This window comes from Tenacibaculum gallaicum (assembly GCF_003387615.1).
GTDB lineage: Bacteria > Bacteroidota > Bacteroidia > Flavobacteriales > Flavobacteriaceae > Polaribacter > Polaribacter gallaicus.
Genome location: NZ_QUNS01000014.1, coordinates 1 through 15,565 on the forward strand (window position 1 = coordinate 1; position 15,565 = coordinate 15,565).

The following is a 15,565-nucleotide window of genomic DNA, read 5'->3' on the forward strand; positions in this document are numbered from 1 at the left end:
CATTAGCGCCGATGGTACTGCCAATGGTGGGAGAGTAGGTCGTTGCCTTTCTTTATAAAACCTCAATCTTTTAGTAGATTGAGGTTTTTTTTATGCACCTATTTTAGGTTGAATACTTTCTTAAGAGTAGAAATCTCTTAAAGAAAGACTTTCTTAGTTAGAATATCAAGAGCGAAAATTGATCAAGAACTATTTAGGAGGCTATGTTGACGTATAGGAGAGGAGTATAAAGAGATGTTTTCGAAGATGCGTAAAAGAAGTATAAACGTAAGAAAAAGTAATGTAAACATTACAGTATTTGGATTTGTGGATCTAAATACAATCAGGTACTAAAAAGCCTATGAGTTTTAAAATTCATAGGCTTTTTAGTTTATAATAAAGTATAATTTAATTTTTGTAACGTAATTTTCCTGTTTCAATACCAATGGCTGTTCTTGCTAAAATAGTGAATATAAGAGCTCCTAAGGCCCAAATACCTAAAGTAACACCTATTTCTATTCCAGTAGGAGTGTATTCAGCTATTTTTCCGTAAGGTCCAGGAATGAAACCTGGTACAATTAAACCAAACCCTTTTTCAATCCAAATAGCTATAAATAATATAAAACAAGCAAAATATAATACTTTCAAATTGTTTCTAAGTTTATGAAAAGTTAGGATAATTGTAGCTAAGACATTTAATGAAATGGCAGTCCAAATCCATGGTAATAATGCTGTTTTTCCATCTAAACCAAAGAATAAATAATAAGCACTTTCACTATGATGTGTTGGTGCATAAAACTCTTTGAATAACTCGGAAACAAGCATGATAATGTTTATTTGCGCAGCTACAGTGACTACCATAGCTATTTTTTTTATGGTTTTATCTTCTATTTTAAAGACCGTAAAGGTTCTAATAACTGCTAGGACTAAAATAATTAATGCTGGACCAGCAGCAAAAGCAGAGGCTAAAAAGCGAGGACCTAACAGCGCATTATTCCAAAAAGGACGAGCTTGCAATCCTTGATATAAAAAGGCAGTTACTAAATGAATACCTACTGCCCAAAAAACGGATAAGATAGCTCCTGGTACATAAACGCTAGCTTTTGCTTCTTTACCTTGATAGTGTCTAAATAAAATATATAATGGAATTGTGATGTTTAGAAACAAATATCCGTTTAATACAATTACATCCCAAGTAAGCATTGAATTAGGAAAGTTAAAAACCCCAAAACCAGGAATCATATGCCATAAAACAGAAGGTCCTCCCATGTCAGCAATAACAAATGCTAAACACATAATTAAAGCAGCAACAGCAAGTCCTTCTCCTATTAAAACAGCTTGTTTAAAATCAATATCTTTTAAAACATATGTCGGCATAACTAACATAACGGCGGCGGCGGCTACTCCTACTAAAAAGGTGAAGTTTGAAATATACAATCCCCAGCTAACTCTATCTGTCATTCCTGTAACACTCAATCCGTGTTCTAATTGAATGGAGTAACAATACATACCTATAAGCATTATTAAAGTTAAAAACCCCATCCATAAATGATATTTGATAGTTCCTTTAGTAATGATATCAAAACTATCTCTAACTAAATTTCCAAAAACTTTAAGTTGTTTCATTGTATATTTTTTAGTCCATGAAATACCAGAACTTTGGTTCGGTACCTAAATCTTCTTTTAATCTGAATACTTTTTTGTTTTCTAAAACCCATCTAATAGTACTATTAGGGTCTAATAAGTTACCAAAGATTCTAGCTCCTGTTGGACATGCTTCAACACAAGCTGGGTTTTTTCCTGCTCTGGAGCGTTGCACACAAAAAGTACACTTTTCCATCACTCCTTTTTTACGCATTCGATTTCCTAAATAATGTTGATTGTGATTGATTTCTTCTTCTGGTACTTCTGGTTTACTCCAGTTAAACCTACGGCCATCATACGGACATGCAGCCATACAGTATCGACAACCCACACACCAATCATAATCTACAACTACTAACCCGTCTTCTTCTCTCCATGTTGCTTGCACTGGACATACTTCTACACATGGTGGGTTATCACAATGAAAGCATTGAGTTCCCATATAAAAATGACCTTCCGCAGGAACTTCATGATAATAATTGTCATCAGCTTCATTGAAATTAAAGCCTTTACCATCCTTCATTTCATGGATTCGGATATATTGCATTTGTGAATTTCTGTCTTGGTTATTTTCTTCAACACAAGCACTCACACAGTCCATATATCCTTGACATTTAGAAATGTTAAAAGCGTATCCAAACAATACATCTTCTTCAGCATTTTTAGAAGACATATTTATTGTTTTTCCGGTACGTAATTGGTACGAACGCATTAAACGATTTACAGTTGCTTCTTTTTCTTCATCTGTCATTAGTTTATAGTTACCTTTAAACTGTTCCTCCCAATCTATCTGAGCTTTTTCTTTAGATTCATCGCTAGAAGTCACACTTGTACATGAAGAAACTGCTCCAGCTCCAATTAATAAACTTGCAGTTAATTTTTTAAAAGCAGAACGTCTATCCATCTTCACATCAAATACTTGATCAAAACCATCTTTGTGCTTCTCTTCTCCTATAGAAGCATTTACCGCTGCTTTATAAAACTCTTGTTCATTCAGTTCTTCTTTCTGGGTATGTGAATTGCAACCTCCAGATGTTTTTCCACAACCACAAGAACTATTTTTTTGTTTATGTTTACTATTTAGGTTTAGAGTAAACCATTTTTTTTTGTTATTGCTCATGCCTAAAAATTATTTACGTTCTTTTACTTTTTGAGTATTAAATCTTGCAGGCCACTTAGTGTCAAAGCTAGGTGAATGTGGGTTATGACAATTAACACAGGTCATAGAAGCTCTTGGTGAAGCCCAACTTTCAATTCGTTTTCCGTGAGCACCTCCTGTCCAATCTTTGTATTGTTTTTGATGGCATTGGCTACACAGTTTATAGCTTTTATTCAAATCAATAGAATGCCCCGTTATACTCTTTAGTTTATCCATATTATTACTATCATGACAGGTAATACAATTCATTGTATTTAATGCTGCATGATTTAATTTAATGTTCCAATGTGCCTTTTTAATATCTTTAGTTTGCATTTTTATCAAAGGTTGTGTATGACACTCAGTACATTTATAGGATTTAATTTTATCTTTTCTTGTTGGAATTAAAAAAGTGATATCATTTTCTGTAACCTCCATCATTTTCATTCCTTCTAAATATTTTTCGGAAGAAATAGAAACTCCGTTATAGTTTTTACTTTCGGCTTCTATTTTATCTGTAATACTATGGTATTCATGTTCTTTATGCTTGCATGAAATTGATAAATATGTGAATAGAAAAGCGAAATAAACGAACTTTATATATTTGTGTTTTTTCATTAATTTTCAATTTTTCTGATGAAATTACCAATGTTTTCGGTAACCTTGTTATTAGGTACATGACATTGTCTACAATTAACCCTTTCCGGATGTGTTACTCTGATTTCCTTAGGAGCACTTGGTCCTGCATGACACGCTAAACAGTTTTCTCTTAATTGTAATTGATGCGGAATTATAGGTGGGCTACCTGCTAGTGCATTATTGTTCCCTACAACAGGAATAGTTCCTCTTTTAAAGTTTGTTTCTTTAAATAATGATTGCGTTTTTTGTGGTACATGACATTGACGACAGTTAATTTTTTCTGGATGAGGAGTAACAGGCGTGTATGCTTTGAACTTCTCTACATACCCACCATTTTCATGACATTTTAAACAATTATTTTCACCCATACTGCGTTCACCGCTACTTACTTCATGAGGTATGCTTGGAGGTGCTCCATGAAAAGCTCTATTATCATAATAGCTTTTCATGGTTCGCTGATGCGTTTCGTCTACTGGCATTTTAGTATAATCTAACGCATACTTTGATCGTTCAAAAACACCTGCTTCTGAAGGGATTATAGGAGTTGGTTGGTTATTCTCAATAGGGATGTAAGCTTCTTCTTGTCCTTGATAGTAACTATAGTTCCATACAGTAATAAAGGCAATAAAGAGAATAATAAAAAGCGATATGATGCCTAAACGTTTTTTCATAATATTAAGCTTTTTCTACTTTAACCGCACATTTCTTATAATCTGGTTCTTTTGATATTGGACAAAAAGAGTCGAGTGTGATATCATTAATTAACATATTTTCATCAAAAAACGGAACAAACACTTGCATAGGCGCTGGTACTCCGCGTTCATTTATAGAGGCAGGTAATGTTATTGTTCCTCTACGAGTGGTAAGCTTTACCATATTTCCTGTTTTAATTTGCATACGTTTTGCATCATCAGGATTTAATTCTACATAACCATGAGGCATTGCTTTATGTAATACAGGAATACGTCTTGTCATAGATCCTGTATGCCAATGTTCAACGACACGTCCAGTATTTAACCAATATGGATATTCAGCATCTGGCTCTTCTGCAGCGGGTTCATATGGGCGTTGCCAAATGACAGCTTTTCCATCAGGTTTTCCATAGAAATGGAATTTTTCTCCATTGCTACAGGCAGGATCATATTTAGCATTGAAACGCCATTGAGTAGATTTTCCATCAACATAAGGCCATTGCATTCCAGGGTTTTCCTTTAAAACCTCTAAAGGTGCCATATTGTGCTTTTTATTATCGTGATGCTTACGATATTCAGCATAAATTTCTTCAATATGTGATTCTTCGTTATAATAGAATTGTTTTTCATAACCTAAACGCTTAGCAACTTCTACCAATTGCCAAGTATCGCTCATAGCTTCCCCTGGTGGTTGCACCATTTGTTCAAAATATTGAGTTCTTCTTTCAGAGTTACCATACATTCCTTCACGTTCTACCCACATTGCTGAAGGTAAAATAACATCTGCTATATCAGTTGTTGGTGTTGGGTAAATGTCAGAAACGACGATAAATCGCCCTTCTTTTTTAGCAGCATCTCTATAGCGTTTTAATTTAGGCATGGTTACCATAGGATTGGTCACTTGAATCCACATAAAACGAATATCGCCTCTATCTAAAGCTCGAAACATTTCAACAGTATGGTATGTAGGTTTTGGATCGATATTTTCAACTGGTACATCCCAAATTTTTGCAGCAAATTCACGGTGTTTTTTATTCATTACCACACCATGAGGAAGCTTATGAGTTAAAGTTCCAACTTCTCTTACAGTACCACAAGCAGAAGGTTGTCCTGTTAATGAGAAAGGACTATTACCTGGAGTAGATATTTTTCCTGTTAATAAATGGATGTTGTAAATTAAGTTGTTCATCCAAGTACCTCTACTGTGTTGGTTAGGTCCCATACACCAAAGTGACATTATTTTTTTATTTGGGTCACCATAGTAAGCAGCCATGTACTTAATATCTTTAGCAGAAACTCCAGATATCTTTTCTACCTTTTCTGGGGTATAATCTTCTAAAAAAGTTTTGAACTCTTCAAAATTGATACCTTCAGGTTTATCTTTAAATTTATATTTATCTTCTAAACCATAGCCCATATTGGTTAACCCTTTTTGGAAATTACAGTGCTTTTCTACAAAAGAATTGTTTACCCAACCGTTTTTGATAATTTCATAACAAATTGCATTGGCAACAGCCAAATCTGTTTGAGGTAAAAATAAAATAGACTTATCCGCAGCCATACTAGTACGAGTTGTACGTGTAGCAAAATCGATGATTTTTACACCTCTTTTTAAGCGTTGATCTAATAACCTAGAAAATAATACAGGATGCATTTCTGCCATATTATTTCCCCATAGCATAAAAACATCGGCATGATCAATGTCTTCATAGGAACCCATTGGTTCATCAATTCCGAAAGAAGTTAAAAAACCAGTAACAGCACTCGCCATACATAAACGTGCATTGGCCTCAACATTATTAGTTCCTATACATCCTTTGAAAAGTTTTGAAGCTACATATCCATCAGGAATGGTCCACTGACCTGAACCATAAATAGATACTGAATCTTTACCATAATCTTTAATGGTTTCTTTCATTTTTGAAGCAATTAAATCTAAAGCTTCTTTCATTGAGGTTTCTACATATCTACCATTCTTTTTAACTAGAGGTTTTGTCAAACGGTCTTTACCGTACATTGCCATTACTGAATGGTATCCCTTTACACAGCATAATCCTTTATTAACTGGAGATTTAGGATCTCCTTTTACTGCGACTGCTTTACCGTTTTCAACACCAACCATCACGCCACATCCTACACCACAAAATCGGCAAGGTGCTTTTTTCCAATCTAAATTCCCTCCTTTAGGTAATTGTTCTTCTTGTTCGCCAGCAAACATAATTCCTGGAAACATAGTAGCTGCTGCTGTCATGGCAGATAATACTGCCATCTTTTTTATAAAACTTCGTCTGTTTGTTGCTGAAGTGTACATGGGCTAATTCTTTAAGGGTGTATTAAATCCTGAAACCATAGATAATAGTTTTAAACTACTAATGGTTTCTAATTTTTGTTTTAAATTTTCTTCTTCTATTTTGGTTTCTGTTTCAGTAACTACTACCAAAACATCTTTATTCTCAGCAGGAATTACTTCACATTCATTTAAGGTTGATAAAGCTTTGATAAGCTCATCTTTTTTACCATCATGAGGATGTGCTAAATAACTTTTTATAGGCATAAAATAGTTGTTAATTTCTTTAACAAATTAATAAATATATGGTTACGAAAAAAATGATATTTGTCATAACTTATAGTTTATCAGTTCGTTATGTTTTTTTAGAAACAACGAATAGTTCTAAAAATAAGGTGATTAAAGACTTCCTATTTTCTTTTTTTAAATTTTAAACACGAGTAATTTATAATTAGTTTAAATAATTTGTTGTTTATGATTAGCCTCATAAATAAAAAAAAGGTGAGTTTTTAATTTTGAACTTTAGTTCAATTATAACTTATGACATATAAAATTAAAAGTAGAATATGGATAGAAGTAGATAATGTTACTTTTCTTGGTGAAGGAAGAGTTCGACTATTGAAGTCTATCAAAGCAACTAAATCACTATCAAAATCGGCAAAAGAACTGGGTATGTCGTATAAAAAAGCTTGGAATTTAATTGACTCTGTTAATAAGAAGGCAGAAAAACCAGTTGTAGTTAAAGTATCGGGTGGATTAGGAGGTGGTGGAACTACATTAACTGAACATGGTTTGGAACTTATAGAAATGTATGAGAGTATTAATACCAACTGTTGGAAGTATTTAGACAAACAACTCGAAAAATATTCACAGGACTGATTTTAAGACAGAATAAGAGACCTAGAGGTTGTAAAGTAGTCATGTTTTAAATTTTACTGTCCAACTACTTTCGCATTAAGAGTTCTTTAAAAGAACTACAAATTTTAATGAGAGATTATGTAGGAATTGTACGAAGTAATACGCGCTTAAAAATAGCAAAAAAAAGCTTGATATCATTTACAATAAGGTAGAGAAACTGTATAAAACATCTAAAATAACCACTGCTCTTTGTGAGTTAAGAAATATGGTTACTATAGCATATTTAATTATTAACCAATCATTAGAAAGAAAAGAAAATAAGGGAGGATATTTTAATATTGATAATAGTACAAAACAAGTTTATAAATTAAATTAGTTAGCATGACTTTTATCATTAATTAAATCGTACTTTCTTATGATATTTGTACCTATAAAATTTTGAATAAAATGTCAGAAAATTTAAAGATTGTTACTGCCGAAGAAGCCGTAGCTATTGTAAAATCAAATAATAAAATATTTTTTCAAGGAGCAGCAATGACTCCTAATTTACTCATAGATACTTTGTGTGAACGTTATCAAGAGGTAACCAATGTAGAAATTATTCAAATTCATACACATGGTAAAGCGAAGTATTTAGAAGAACCTTATAGTAAATCATTCAGATTGATAAGTTGCTTTGTGGGTGATAATGTAAGAAAAGGGGTGAATATGAATAATGGAGATTATATTCCTATTTTTTTAAGTGAAATACATTGGTTATTTCGTCGTAATATTTATCCATTAGATGTGGCATTTATCCAAGTTTCTCCACCTGATAAACACGGGTATTGTTCTTTAGGAACATCAGTAGATATTACACTACCAGCTATACAAACCGCTAAAACTGTAATAGCCCAAGTAAATCCTAATGTTCCAAGAACACATGGAGATGGTATAATTCATATAAGTAATATCGATTATGCAGTGAAAGTAAACTCACCAATTCATGAATCTATTACAGGAACACCTTCAGAAATAGAAACTAAGATAGGAAAAAATGTAGCAGGATTAATTGAGGATGGAGCTACTTTACAAATGGGAATTGGAAACATTCCCAATGCTGTATTACATAATTTAACGAATCATCAACGTTTAGGAATTCATACAGAGATGTTTTCTGATGGTGTATTACCTCTAATAGAAAAAGGAGTAATTACAGGGGAAGAAAAAGAAATAAAAACAGGAAAAATAGTTACTTGTTTTGCTGTAGGGTCTCAAAAATTGTATGATTTTATAGATGATAATCCGTTGGTGCATTTTAAAGAAGCAGGGTATACAAACGATACTTCTATTATTAAATTAAACCCAAAAGTAACTGCGATTAATAGTGCTATTGAAATTGATTTAACAGGACAAGTTTGTGCTGATACTATAGGGAAATATCAATACTCAGGAGTAGGAGGACAGATGGACTTTATTAGAGGAGCATCTTTATCAAAAGGAGGAAAAGCAATTATCGCGATGCCTTCAATAACAGCGAAAGGAGTTTCTAAAATTACTCCGTTTTTAAAAGAAGGAGCAGGAGTTACAACTACAAGAGCTCATGTACATTATGTAGCAACAGAATATGGAGTAGTGAATTTATTTGGAAAAAGTTTAAAAGAACGAGCAAAAGCATTAATTTCTATAGCTCATCCTAATTTTAGAGAAGAATTAGAACGAGAAGCTTTTAATAGATTCACTAAGTTATAAACGAAATAAAAAGGAGTAGTTAACTTAACTACTCCTTTTTATTGATTAAGATATTTTCTCTTCTAGAAGAATTGCTTTAGGGTGTAAAATATTGTTTTCAAGATGTATGTGCTTATGTAAATCTTGTTCAAACTCATCTAGTTTAGCATACAAAGCTCTAAATGTATTACAGGCTCCTTCAGGAGGTGTATAATTATTAGACAGTCTAGCTATTTCTTTAAAAACATTACCTGCACTCTCATGTTCATGCTCCATCATTTGTATAGGATTGTTTACAGTTCCGAAAGGAGGAGTTGTATTTTTTGTTCCTTCTTTTTCAGCTTGTATTAATTGTTTTATGAAGGGAAATAGTACTTGTTCTTCTTTTTGCATATGTGATAGTAGCTCATTTGCTACTTCATGAAATAATTGATTTATTTCTACTACTTCAATATAATGATGCCCGTGTACTTTAGCTACTTTGTTAGCATATTGAGAAATCATAGGCATACTTTCTCTAACGTATGTATGATGCACGTTTTCAATATAAATCATTAAAAAATCTAGTTCCCACTTATCATAATCTTCAATAACATCTTTCACCACATCTACTTCAGCCAGTTCTTTTTCAAGAGCTGCTTGATCTACGTTGTTTTTAGCACAAGCTTTTTCAATTGTTATACCACCTCCACAGCAAAAGTCAATTCCGTATTTTTTAAATATATGCGCTGTTTTTATGTTTTCAGTTACATAATCAGCTACTGTTTTGTTACTTGATACTACCATAATTTCTAGTTTTTAGATGTAAATAATGTTGGCTTAATAGTTACCATAACCCACGCCCAATTATTCATGTTATCGTCTGAGTTTCCTTTTAAAACTTCCATTCCTTCTGAAGGAAATAAATGAGAATATCCAGCCTTAAAATCGATGTCTTTCGTAAACTTATATCCGTATACAAGATCCACTTCAGTTCCTAGTTGATTAGAAACAGTATCATTAATATCTGCCGCAGCTGAAAAATTATGAACAAAAGCTGTTAAACCAGATTTAGAGTTCAATTTAAAATTAGCTTTTGCATATAAATCTAGTAAACCAACACTGTTTATATGGTTTCCTACGTAGAAATAATCCATAAAACCATTAAACTTATGATTCGTTCCATAAAAAGGAGTAAAAGCTTTATTCTTTCCATTTGCAGGTGCTCCGTTATTATTACCACTTTGTAATTCAACACCTAAACCAACTTTAAAATTATTAGAAACTTTATACATACCTTCCAAACCTAAAAGATATGCACTTAAATCTCTATTTACAGCATCAGTACCAAACTGATAGTATAGATTTGCAGTTAGATTAAGAGCATTTTTTTTAGCTTTTAAATGCGTACCAACCGTCTGGCTATATTCCAATCCATTTGGCGTTTGTATTCCATTATTTAAAAATAAAAAGCTTCCAGAAAAATTGTCCCAATCTTTATGTAACCAAGCATATTGTATTGCTTTATAGGTTTTAGGCGTGATTAAATTTGTGCCTGTTAAATTTTCACCTGATTGATTAAAAGCTAAACCTACATCTGCTCTAAAAGTGTTTTTTTTATATTTTAATAGTGCCATATCGTGGCTACGAGCTTGTTGAGCCCAACCAACGTTACCAAAAATTCTACTATCATCATAAATCACCTCTTGACGACCTAACTTTACAGAGAAATTAGTATCTAAAAATATTTCTCCCCAAGCTTGGTGTACACTTAAACCATTATTATCAGCACTATTAAGTTGCGGAACATCTCCCCAAACCCTTACATCTTGAAAACTAACATAAAAGTTTAATTTCTCTGTTTTATAAGTGGTGTTAAGGCGAGTTCTTTGCGAAACAAAAAGTGCAGGATTAGTATTATCAGGAAATAAAGTCTTAAATCCATGCCTATATTCAGTACGTGGGCGTAGTTCTGCATCAATTTTTAATTGAGCGAAAATTGTAGTTGTAGCAAAAAAGAGTAATGCTATTATAATTTTTGATGTTTTCATGATTTTTTTAATTAATAGTACCTCAAATTTCTAGATAATTGTTAGGATAAAACATGATAAAAATCAGTTAGATAATAAAAAGATAAAAATATCTTTTTTGTAAATAATAAAAATTAAAAAGACTATAGTTGATAATGAATCGTAGTTTTGTAAGTAAGATAAAAAAGGAACTACTAATAAGTTAAATATAAAGAATGAGTGAGATGAATGACAAAATTTTAACTTGGAAAGATGTAATTAATTTTGCGGTAAATGGTAATCCAACACCAAATAAAAGAGTAGAGAAAACAGCAGACGAATGGAAAGAGCTTTTAACATCAGAACAGTTTAGAGTTACCAGACAAAAAGGAACAGAAAGACCAAATTCAGGAGCACTGTGTAGTGTTTACGATGAAGGAAAATATAAATGTGTATGCTGTGGCACACCTTTGTTCGATTCAACGATTAAATTTAGTTCAGGTACTGGTTGGCCTAGTTTTACACAACCTATACAAGAAAACTCTATTCAGTATGAGAAAGATACTACCTTCGGTATGGTACGCGTAGAGGTAATGTGCAATACTTGCGATGCTCATTTAGGGCATGTTTTTCCTGATGGACCAGAACCTAGTGGGTTACGATATTGTATTAACTCAGCATCAATGATTTTAGATACTGAATAAAAAAAGGAATACAAATGACAAATGATAAATTAGAAGTATTAACCGTTGGTGGCGGTTGTTTTTGGTGTATAGAAGCTGTTTTAAATCAGATAAAAGGAGTAGAAGAGGTAGTATCTGGGTATATGGGGGGAGCAGTACCAGGAACGCCAACTTATAGAGAAATTTGTTCAGGTTTAACAGGACATGCAGAAGTAGTACAAGCAATCTTTAACCCTGAAATAATAAGTTATGAAGAGTTATTGGTGATGTTCATGACAAGTCATGACCCAACAACGCTAAACAGACAAGGAGCTGATGTAGGAACACAATACCGTTCTGTAATTTTTTATCATACAGAAGAACAACAAATAATCGCTGAAAAAGTAATAAAAAAGCTAGCTTCTTACTATGAAGATGAAATTGTAACAGAAATAAGTCCAGCATCCAAATTTCATATGGCTGATGCTAGTCATCAAGACTTTTATGAAAAGAATAAAGATCAAATGTATTGTGTAGTAGTTATTTCACCTAAATTGGCAAAATTGAAAAAGCTATACGCAGACAAATTAAAAGAACAATAGAACGTGTTGAAATTCAATATACAAAATACCTTTACAGAAGAGTTACCAGCAGATCCAATTCAAGAAAATACACGAAGACAGGTTACTGAAGCTTGTTTTTCGTACGTAACTCCTAAAAAAACGTCCAATCCTAAAATTATACATGTATCGGATGAAATGGTGAATGAATTAGGATTAGTAGAAGCAGAAATAACTTCCGAAGAGTTTAAAAATGTGTTCACAGGGAATAAAGTATATGCTAGTACACAACCCTATGCAATGTGTTATGGAGGCCATCAGTTTGGGCATTGGGCAGGTCAATTAGGAGACGGTAGAGCAATTAATTTGTTTGAAGCAATCCATAATAACAAAAAATGGGTTTTACAATTAAAAGGAGCTGGAGAAACACCATATTCACGTACTGCAGACGGATTAGCAGTGTTACGTTCTTCTGTTCGTGAATATTTGTGTAGCGAAGCTATGCATCATTTGGGCGTACCTACTACAAGAGCTTTATCGTTAGCACTGTCAGGAGATCAGGTACTAAGAGACGTGATGTATGATGGAAATGCTGCATATGAAAAAGGAGCGATTGTGTGCAGAACAGCAGCCTCTTTTTTACGTTTCGGTAGTTATCAAATATTTCCTGCAAGAGGAGATATAAAAACATTAAAAACACTGGTTGATTATACAATTAAAAATCATTTTTCTCATTTAGGTGAACCATCAAAAGAAACCTATGTATCGTTTTTTAAAGAAGTAGCTGAACGTAGTTTAGGTATGGTTATTCATTGGCAGCGTGTTGGATTTGTACATGGGGTAATGAATACAGATAATATGTCAATTCTAGGTTTAACGATTGATTATGGACCTTACGGATGGTTAGAAGGTTATGACCACGGATGGACGCCAAATACAACAGATAATACACACAAACGTTATCGATATGGTTCACAGCCAGAAGTGGTTTTATGGAATTTATACCAGTTAGCAAATGCTTTATATCCGCTAATAGAAGAAGCAGAACCTTTAGAAGCTGTTTTAGAAAATTATCAAGAAAAATTTCCTGAAAAGTACATGCAAATGATGCGAGAAAAATTAGGACTTTTTTCTTCAAAACAATCAGACGGAACGTTAGTTTCAAATCTTGAAGAAGTACTTCAAAAAACAGAAACAGACATGACCATTTTTTTCCGATTGTTGTCAAACATTTCAAAAAATGACACCAAAGAGGAGGCAATCAAAAAAATAGAAAAAGCATTTTATACACCTTCAGAAGTTGTAGACGAAATAAAAAAATATTGGGAAAACTGGTTTCAAAATTATATAGATAGATTACAAAATCAAACTGTTTCGGATGAGGACAGAAAAGTAAAAATGAATACCGTAAACCCAAAATACGTGCTCAGAAATTATATGGCGCAATTAGCCATTGATGATGCAAATAAAAATGATTTTGTATTGTTAAATGAGTTATATTTACTGCTCAAAAATCCTTACGATGAGCAGCCAGAATACGAAAAATGGTTCGAAAAACGTCCTGAATGGGCACGAAATAAAGTAGGTTGTTCTATGTTGTCTTGTAGTTCTTAAGATAAAAAACATGTTAAACCTTTTGTTTAAGTTAATTGTGCTTAGTTGCTGATAGTTAGGTTTCTGTTTTGTTTCATTGAAAATAATTCAAAACTCTTTTTTAAATAAAAATCAAAATAAATTTGGAAAATCCATTTTTATAATTGAATATTTGTACTCGTAAAAGTTCAAACACTTATTGACGATGTTATCAAGAAAGGTGGAGGGATTAGACCCTATGAAACCTTAGCAACCCTTTGTGCAAACAAAGAAGGTGCTAAATTCTACCAGAGCATAAAAACTCACGGATAGATAACCCAAAGAAATTTCTTCTTTCTACAAGAACTTTCTTATAATTTCTTAATAACATTTTTCTAGTAAGCAACATCTAACAAAGATGTGTTTTGGCTTTTGGTTTAATCTCAAAACGATTCACAATGCGCAGTATTGGGTTTCCTTTGAAAATGTCATTCTCGCGGAAACGAGAATCAAGTATTAACTCAAAAAACAAGAAAAATGAGTACACAAAAATTCGCAACAAATGCGTTGCACGCAGGTCACGATGTAACACAAAATGGAGGAACAAGAGCAGTTCCTATTTATCAAACAACATCGTATGTTTTTAACAATTCAGAACACGCAGCAAACCTATTTTCTTTAAAAGAACTAGGATTCATTTACACGCGACTAAACAACCCAACCAATCAAATTTTACAAGAACGCTTAGCCGCTTTAGAAGGCGGTATTGGTGCCGTAGTTTTTGCTTCAGGTACGGCAGCAATTTCAACAGGATTATTAACCTTACTAAAAGCAGGAGATCACATTGTAGCTTCAAGCAGCTTATATGGAGGAACATATAACTTGCTAAACGTTACCCTACCAAGATTAGGAATAACCACAACATTTGTAGACGCATCAAACCCAGATAACTTTGCAGAAGCTGTACAAGAAAACACCAAAGCATTTTTTGTAGAATCGTTAGGAAATCCAAAATTAGATGTGTTAGACTTACAAGCGATATCAGCACATGCAAAAAAAGCAGAAGTTCCGTTTATTGTAGATAATACCGTAGCAACACCTGCCTTATTAAACCCAATAGAATACGGAGCAAACATCGTAATTCACTCCCTAACAAAATACATTGGCGGACAAGGAAACTCGTTAGGAGGAGCAATTATTGATGCAGGAACATTCAATTGGGCAAATGGCAAGTTCCCAGAATTTACAGAACCATCAGCAGGATACCACGGACTAGTATATAACGAAGCATTAGGAGCCGCATCGTACACGTTTAAATTAATTTTAGAAGGATTGCGTGATTTTGGAGGAGCCTTGAGTCCTACAAACGCATTCAACATCATTCAAGGATTAGAAACCTTAGAAGTAAGAATTCAAAAACACAGTGAAAATGCGTTGTCTATTGCAAAATGGTTACAAGAACAAGAACAAGTAGCTTGGGTAAACTATCCAGGGTTGGAAGGCAACAAGTACAAAACTTTAGCAGATAAATACCTACCAAAAGGACAAAGCGGATTAGTAACTTTTGGTGTAAAAGGAGGCTATGAGGCAGCCAAAACCATTGCAGATAACACCAAACTATTTTCACTACTAGCCAATATTGGAGATACAAAATCATTAATAATACACCCAGCAAGCACAACACACCAACAATTAAGTGACGAAGCTCAAAACAATGCAGGAGTAACCAAAGACTTAATCCGTTTATCAGTTGGTTTAGAAAATAGTGAAGATTTAAAAAACGATTTACAAGAAGCATTTGCTAAAATCTCTAAAGAAGTAGTAGCTTAAAATTAC

At 33.1% G+C, this 15,565-nt stretch carries 15 protein-coding genes and 1 riboswitch; of the genes, 7 read left to right on the forward strand and 8 right to left on the reverse strand.

What is annotated here, in order from left to right; translation table 11 throughout:
* Window positions 1-387: 387 nt before the first annotated feature.
* Genes dsrP through C7448_RS15370 form a run of 6 tightly spaced genes read right to left on the reverse strand, consistent with a single transcriptional unit; the run spans window position 388 to window position 6,646 of the window.
* Window positions 388-1,605 carry a sulfate reduction electron transfer complex DsrMKJOP subunit DsrP gene (dsrP, locus tag C7448_RS15345; RefSeq protein WP_115902294.1) on the reverse strand — a complete coding sequence of 406 codons (1,218 nt, stop codon included), beginning with the start codon at window positions 1,603-1,605 and terminating at the stop codon, window positions 388-390.
* 10 nt (window positions 1,606-1,615) lie between these two features.
* Window positions 1,616-2,743 (reverse strand): 4Fe-4S dicluster domain-containing protein, encoded by a 1,128-nt coding sequence (locus C7448_RS15350; RefSeq protein ID WP_115902295.1) that lies wholly within the window; start codon window positions 2,741-2,743, stop codon window positions 1,616-1,618.
* A 9-nt stretch (window positions 2,744-2,752) separates the two neighbouring features.
* The gene (locus C7448_RS15355; protein WP_115902296.1) at window positions 2,753-3,379 is read right to left on the reverse strand and encodes a multiheme c-type cytochrome; all 627 of its coding nucleotides are present in this window, start codon (window positions 3,377-3,379) and stop codon (window positions 2,753-2,755) included.
* Window positions 3,379-4,071, reverse strand: a complete 693-nt coding sequence (locus tag C7448_RS15360; RefSeq protein WP_115902297.1) for a nitrate reductase cytochrome c-type subunit — start codon at window positions 4,069-4,071, stop codon at window positions 3,379-3,381. The genes C7448_RS15355 and C7448_RS15360 overlap by 1 nt, the downstream gene beginning before the upstream one ends.
* A 4-nt stretch (window positions 4,072-4,075) precedes the next feature.
* Complete coding sequence (locus tag C7448_RS15365) at window positions 4,076-6,361, reverse strand: molybdopterin-dependent oxidoreductase (RefSeq protein WP_245939497.1); 2,286 nt, start codon at window positions 6,359-6,361, stop codon at window positions 4,076-4,078.
* A gap of 45 nt (window positions 6,362-6,406) precedes the next feature.
* The gene (locus tag C7448_RS15370) at window positions 6,407-6,646 is read right to left on the reverse strand and encodes a hypothetical protein (protein WP_115902299.1); all 240 of its coding nucleotides are present in this window, start codon (window positions 6,644-6,646) and stop codon (window positions 6,407-6,409) included.
* Window positions 6,647-6,919: 273 nt separating this feature from the next.
* On the opposite strand from C7448_RS15370, the gene C7448_RS15375 reads away from it, so the two are divergent.
* From C7448_RS15375 to C7448_RS15385, 3 genes are all read left to right on the forward strand, one after another.
* Window positions 6,920-7,258: a winged helix-turn-helix domain-containing protein gene (locus C7448_RS15375; protein WP_115902300.1), complete on the forward strand. Its 339-nt coding sequence runs from the start codon at window positions 6,920-6,922 to the stop codon at window positions 7,256-7,258.
* Window positions 7,259-7,502: 244 nt separating this feature from the next.
* Window positions 7,503-7,613: a hypothetical protein gene (locus C7448_RS16055; RefSeq protein ID WP_245939498.1), complete on the forward strand. Its 111-nt coding sequence runs from the start codon at window positions 7,503-7,505 to the stop codon at window positions 7,611-7,613.
* A 71-nt stretch (window positions 7,614-7,684) separates the two neighbouring features.
* Window positions 7,685-8,968 carry an acetyl-CoA hydrolase/transferase family protein gene (locus tag C7448_RS15385; RefSeq protein ID WP_115902301.1) on the forward strand — a complete coding sequence of 428 codons (1,284 nt, stop codon included), beginning with the start codon at window positions 7,685-7,687 and terminating at the stop codon, window positions 8,966-8,968.
* 45 nt (window positions 8,969-9,013) lie between these two features.
* Here the strand turns inward: C7448_RS15385 and ric are convergent, their stop codons facing one another.
* Together ric and C7448_RS15395 are read right to left on the reverse strand one after the other, a co-directional pair.
* A complete protein-coding gene (ric, locus tag C7448_RS15390; protein WP_115902302.1) occupies window positions 9,014-9,733 on the reverse strand; it encodes an iron-sulfur cluster repair di-iron protein in 720 nt (239 codons plus the stop codon).
* A gap of 5 nt (window positions 9,734-9,738) precedes the next feature.
* Window positions 9,739-10,977, reverse strand: coding sequence for an alginate export family protein (locus tag C7448_RS15395; protein WP_115902303.1), 1,239 nt, complete (start codon window positions 10,975-10,977; stop codon window positions 9,739-9,741).
* Between the two features lie 215 nt (window positions 10,978-11,192).
* Here C7448_RS15395 and msrB point away from each other — a divergent pair, with 215 nt between their 5' ends.
* From msrB to C7448_RS15415, 4 genes are all read left to right on the forward strand, one after another.
* Window positions 11,193-11,639 (forward strand): peptide-methionine (R)-S-oxide reductase MsrB, encoded by a 447-nt coding sequence (msrB, locus tag C7448_RS15400; protein WP_115902330.1) that lies wholly within the window; start codon window positions 11,193-11,195, stop codon window positions 11,637-11,639.
* A 14-nt stretch (window positions 11,640-11,653) separates the two neighbouring features.
* Window positions 11,654-12,199 (forward strand): peptide-methionine (S)-S-oxide reductase MsrA, encoded by a 546-nt coding sequence (msrA, locus tag C7448_RS15405; RefSeq protein WP_115902304.1) that lies wholly within the window; start codon window positions 11,654-11,656, stop codon window positions 12,197-12,199.
* A gap of 6 nt (window positions 12,200-12,205) precedes the next feature.
* Window positions 12,206-13,771 carry a protein adenylyltransferase SelO gene (locus tag C7448_RS15410; RefSeq protein WP_115902305.1) on the forward strand — a complete coding sequence of 522 codons (1,566 nt, stop codon included), beginning with the start codon at window positions 12,206-12,208 and terminating at the stop codon, window positions 13,769-13,771.
* A 184-nt stretch (window positions 13,772-13,955) separates the two neighbouring features.
* A riboswitch (SAM riboswitch) is annotated at window positions 13,956-14,069 on the forward strand.
* Window positions 14,070-14,266: 197 nt separating this feature from the next.
* Window positions 14,267-15,559 (forward strand): O-acetylhomoserine aminocarboxypropyltransferase/cysteine synthase family protein, encoded by a 1,293-nt coding sequence (locus C7448_RS15415; protein WP_115902306.1) that lies wholly within the window; start codon window positions 14,267-14,269, stop codon window positions 15,557-15,559.
* The last annotated feature ends 6 nt before the right edge of the window (window positions 15,560-15,565 follow it).

Coding starts and splice junctions, on each gene's coding strand:
- dsrP (WP_115902294.1), bottom strand. CDS start 1,605: ATGAAACAACTTAAAGTTTTTGGAAATTTAGTTAGAGATAGTTTTGAT.
- C7448_RS15350 (WP_115902295.1), bottom strand. CDS start 2,743: ATGAGCAATAACAAAAAAAAATGGTTTACTCTAAACCTAAATAGTAAA.
- C7448_RS15355 (WP_115902296.1), bottom strand. CDS start 3,379: ATGAAAAAACACAAATATATAAAGTTCGTTTATTTCGCTTTTCTATTC.
- C7448_RS15360 (WP_115902297.1), bottom strand. CDS start 4,071: ATGAAAAAACGTTTAGGCATCATATCGCTTTTTATTATTCTCTTTATT.
- C7448_RS15365 (WP_245939497.1), bottom strand. CDS start 6,361: ATGGCAGTATTATCTGCCATGACAGCAGCAGCTACTATGTTTCCAGGA.
- C7448_RS15370 (WP_115902299.1), bottom strand. CDS start 6,646: ATGCCTATAAAAAGTTATTTAGCACATCCTCATGATGGTAAAAAAGAT.
- C7448_RS15375 (WP_115902300.1), top strand. CDS start 6,920: ATGACATATAAAATTAAAAGTAGAATATGGATAGAAGTAGATAATGTT.
- C7448_RS16055 (WP_245939498.1), top strand. CDS start 7,503: ATGGTTACTATAGCATATTTAATTATTAACCAATCATTAGAAAGAAAA.
- C7448_RS15385 (WP_115902301.1), top strand. CDS start 7,685: ATGTCAGAAAATTTAAAGATTGTTACTGCCGAAGAAGCCGTAGCTATT.
- ric (WP_115902302.1), bottom strand. CDS start 9,733: ATGGTAGTATCAAGTAACAAAACAGTAGCTGATTATGTAACTGAAAAC.
- C7448_RS15395 (WP_115902303.1), bottom strand. CDS start 10,977: ATGAAAACATCAAAAATTATAATAGCATTACTCTTTTTTGCTACAACT.
- msrA (WP_115902304.1), top strand. CDS start 11,654: ATGACAAATGATAAATTAGAAGTATTAACCGTTGGTGGCGGTTGTTTT.
- C7448_RS15415 (WP_115902306.1), top strand. CDS start 14,267: ATGAGTACACAAAAATTCGCAACAAATGCGTTGCACGCAGGTCACGAT.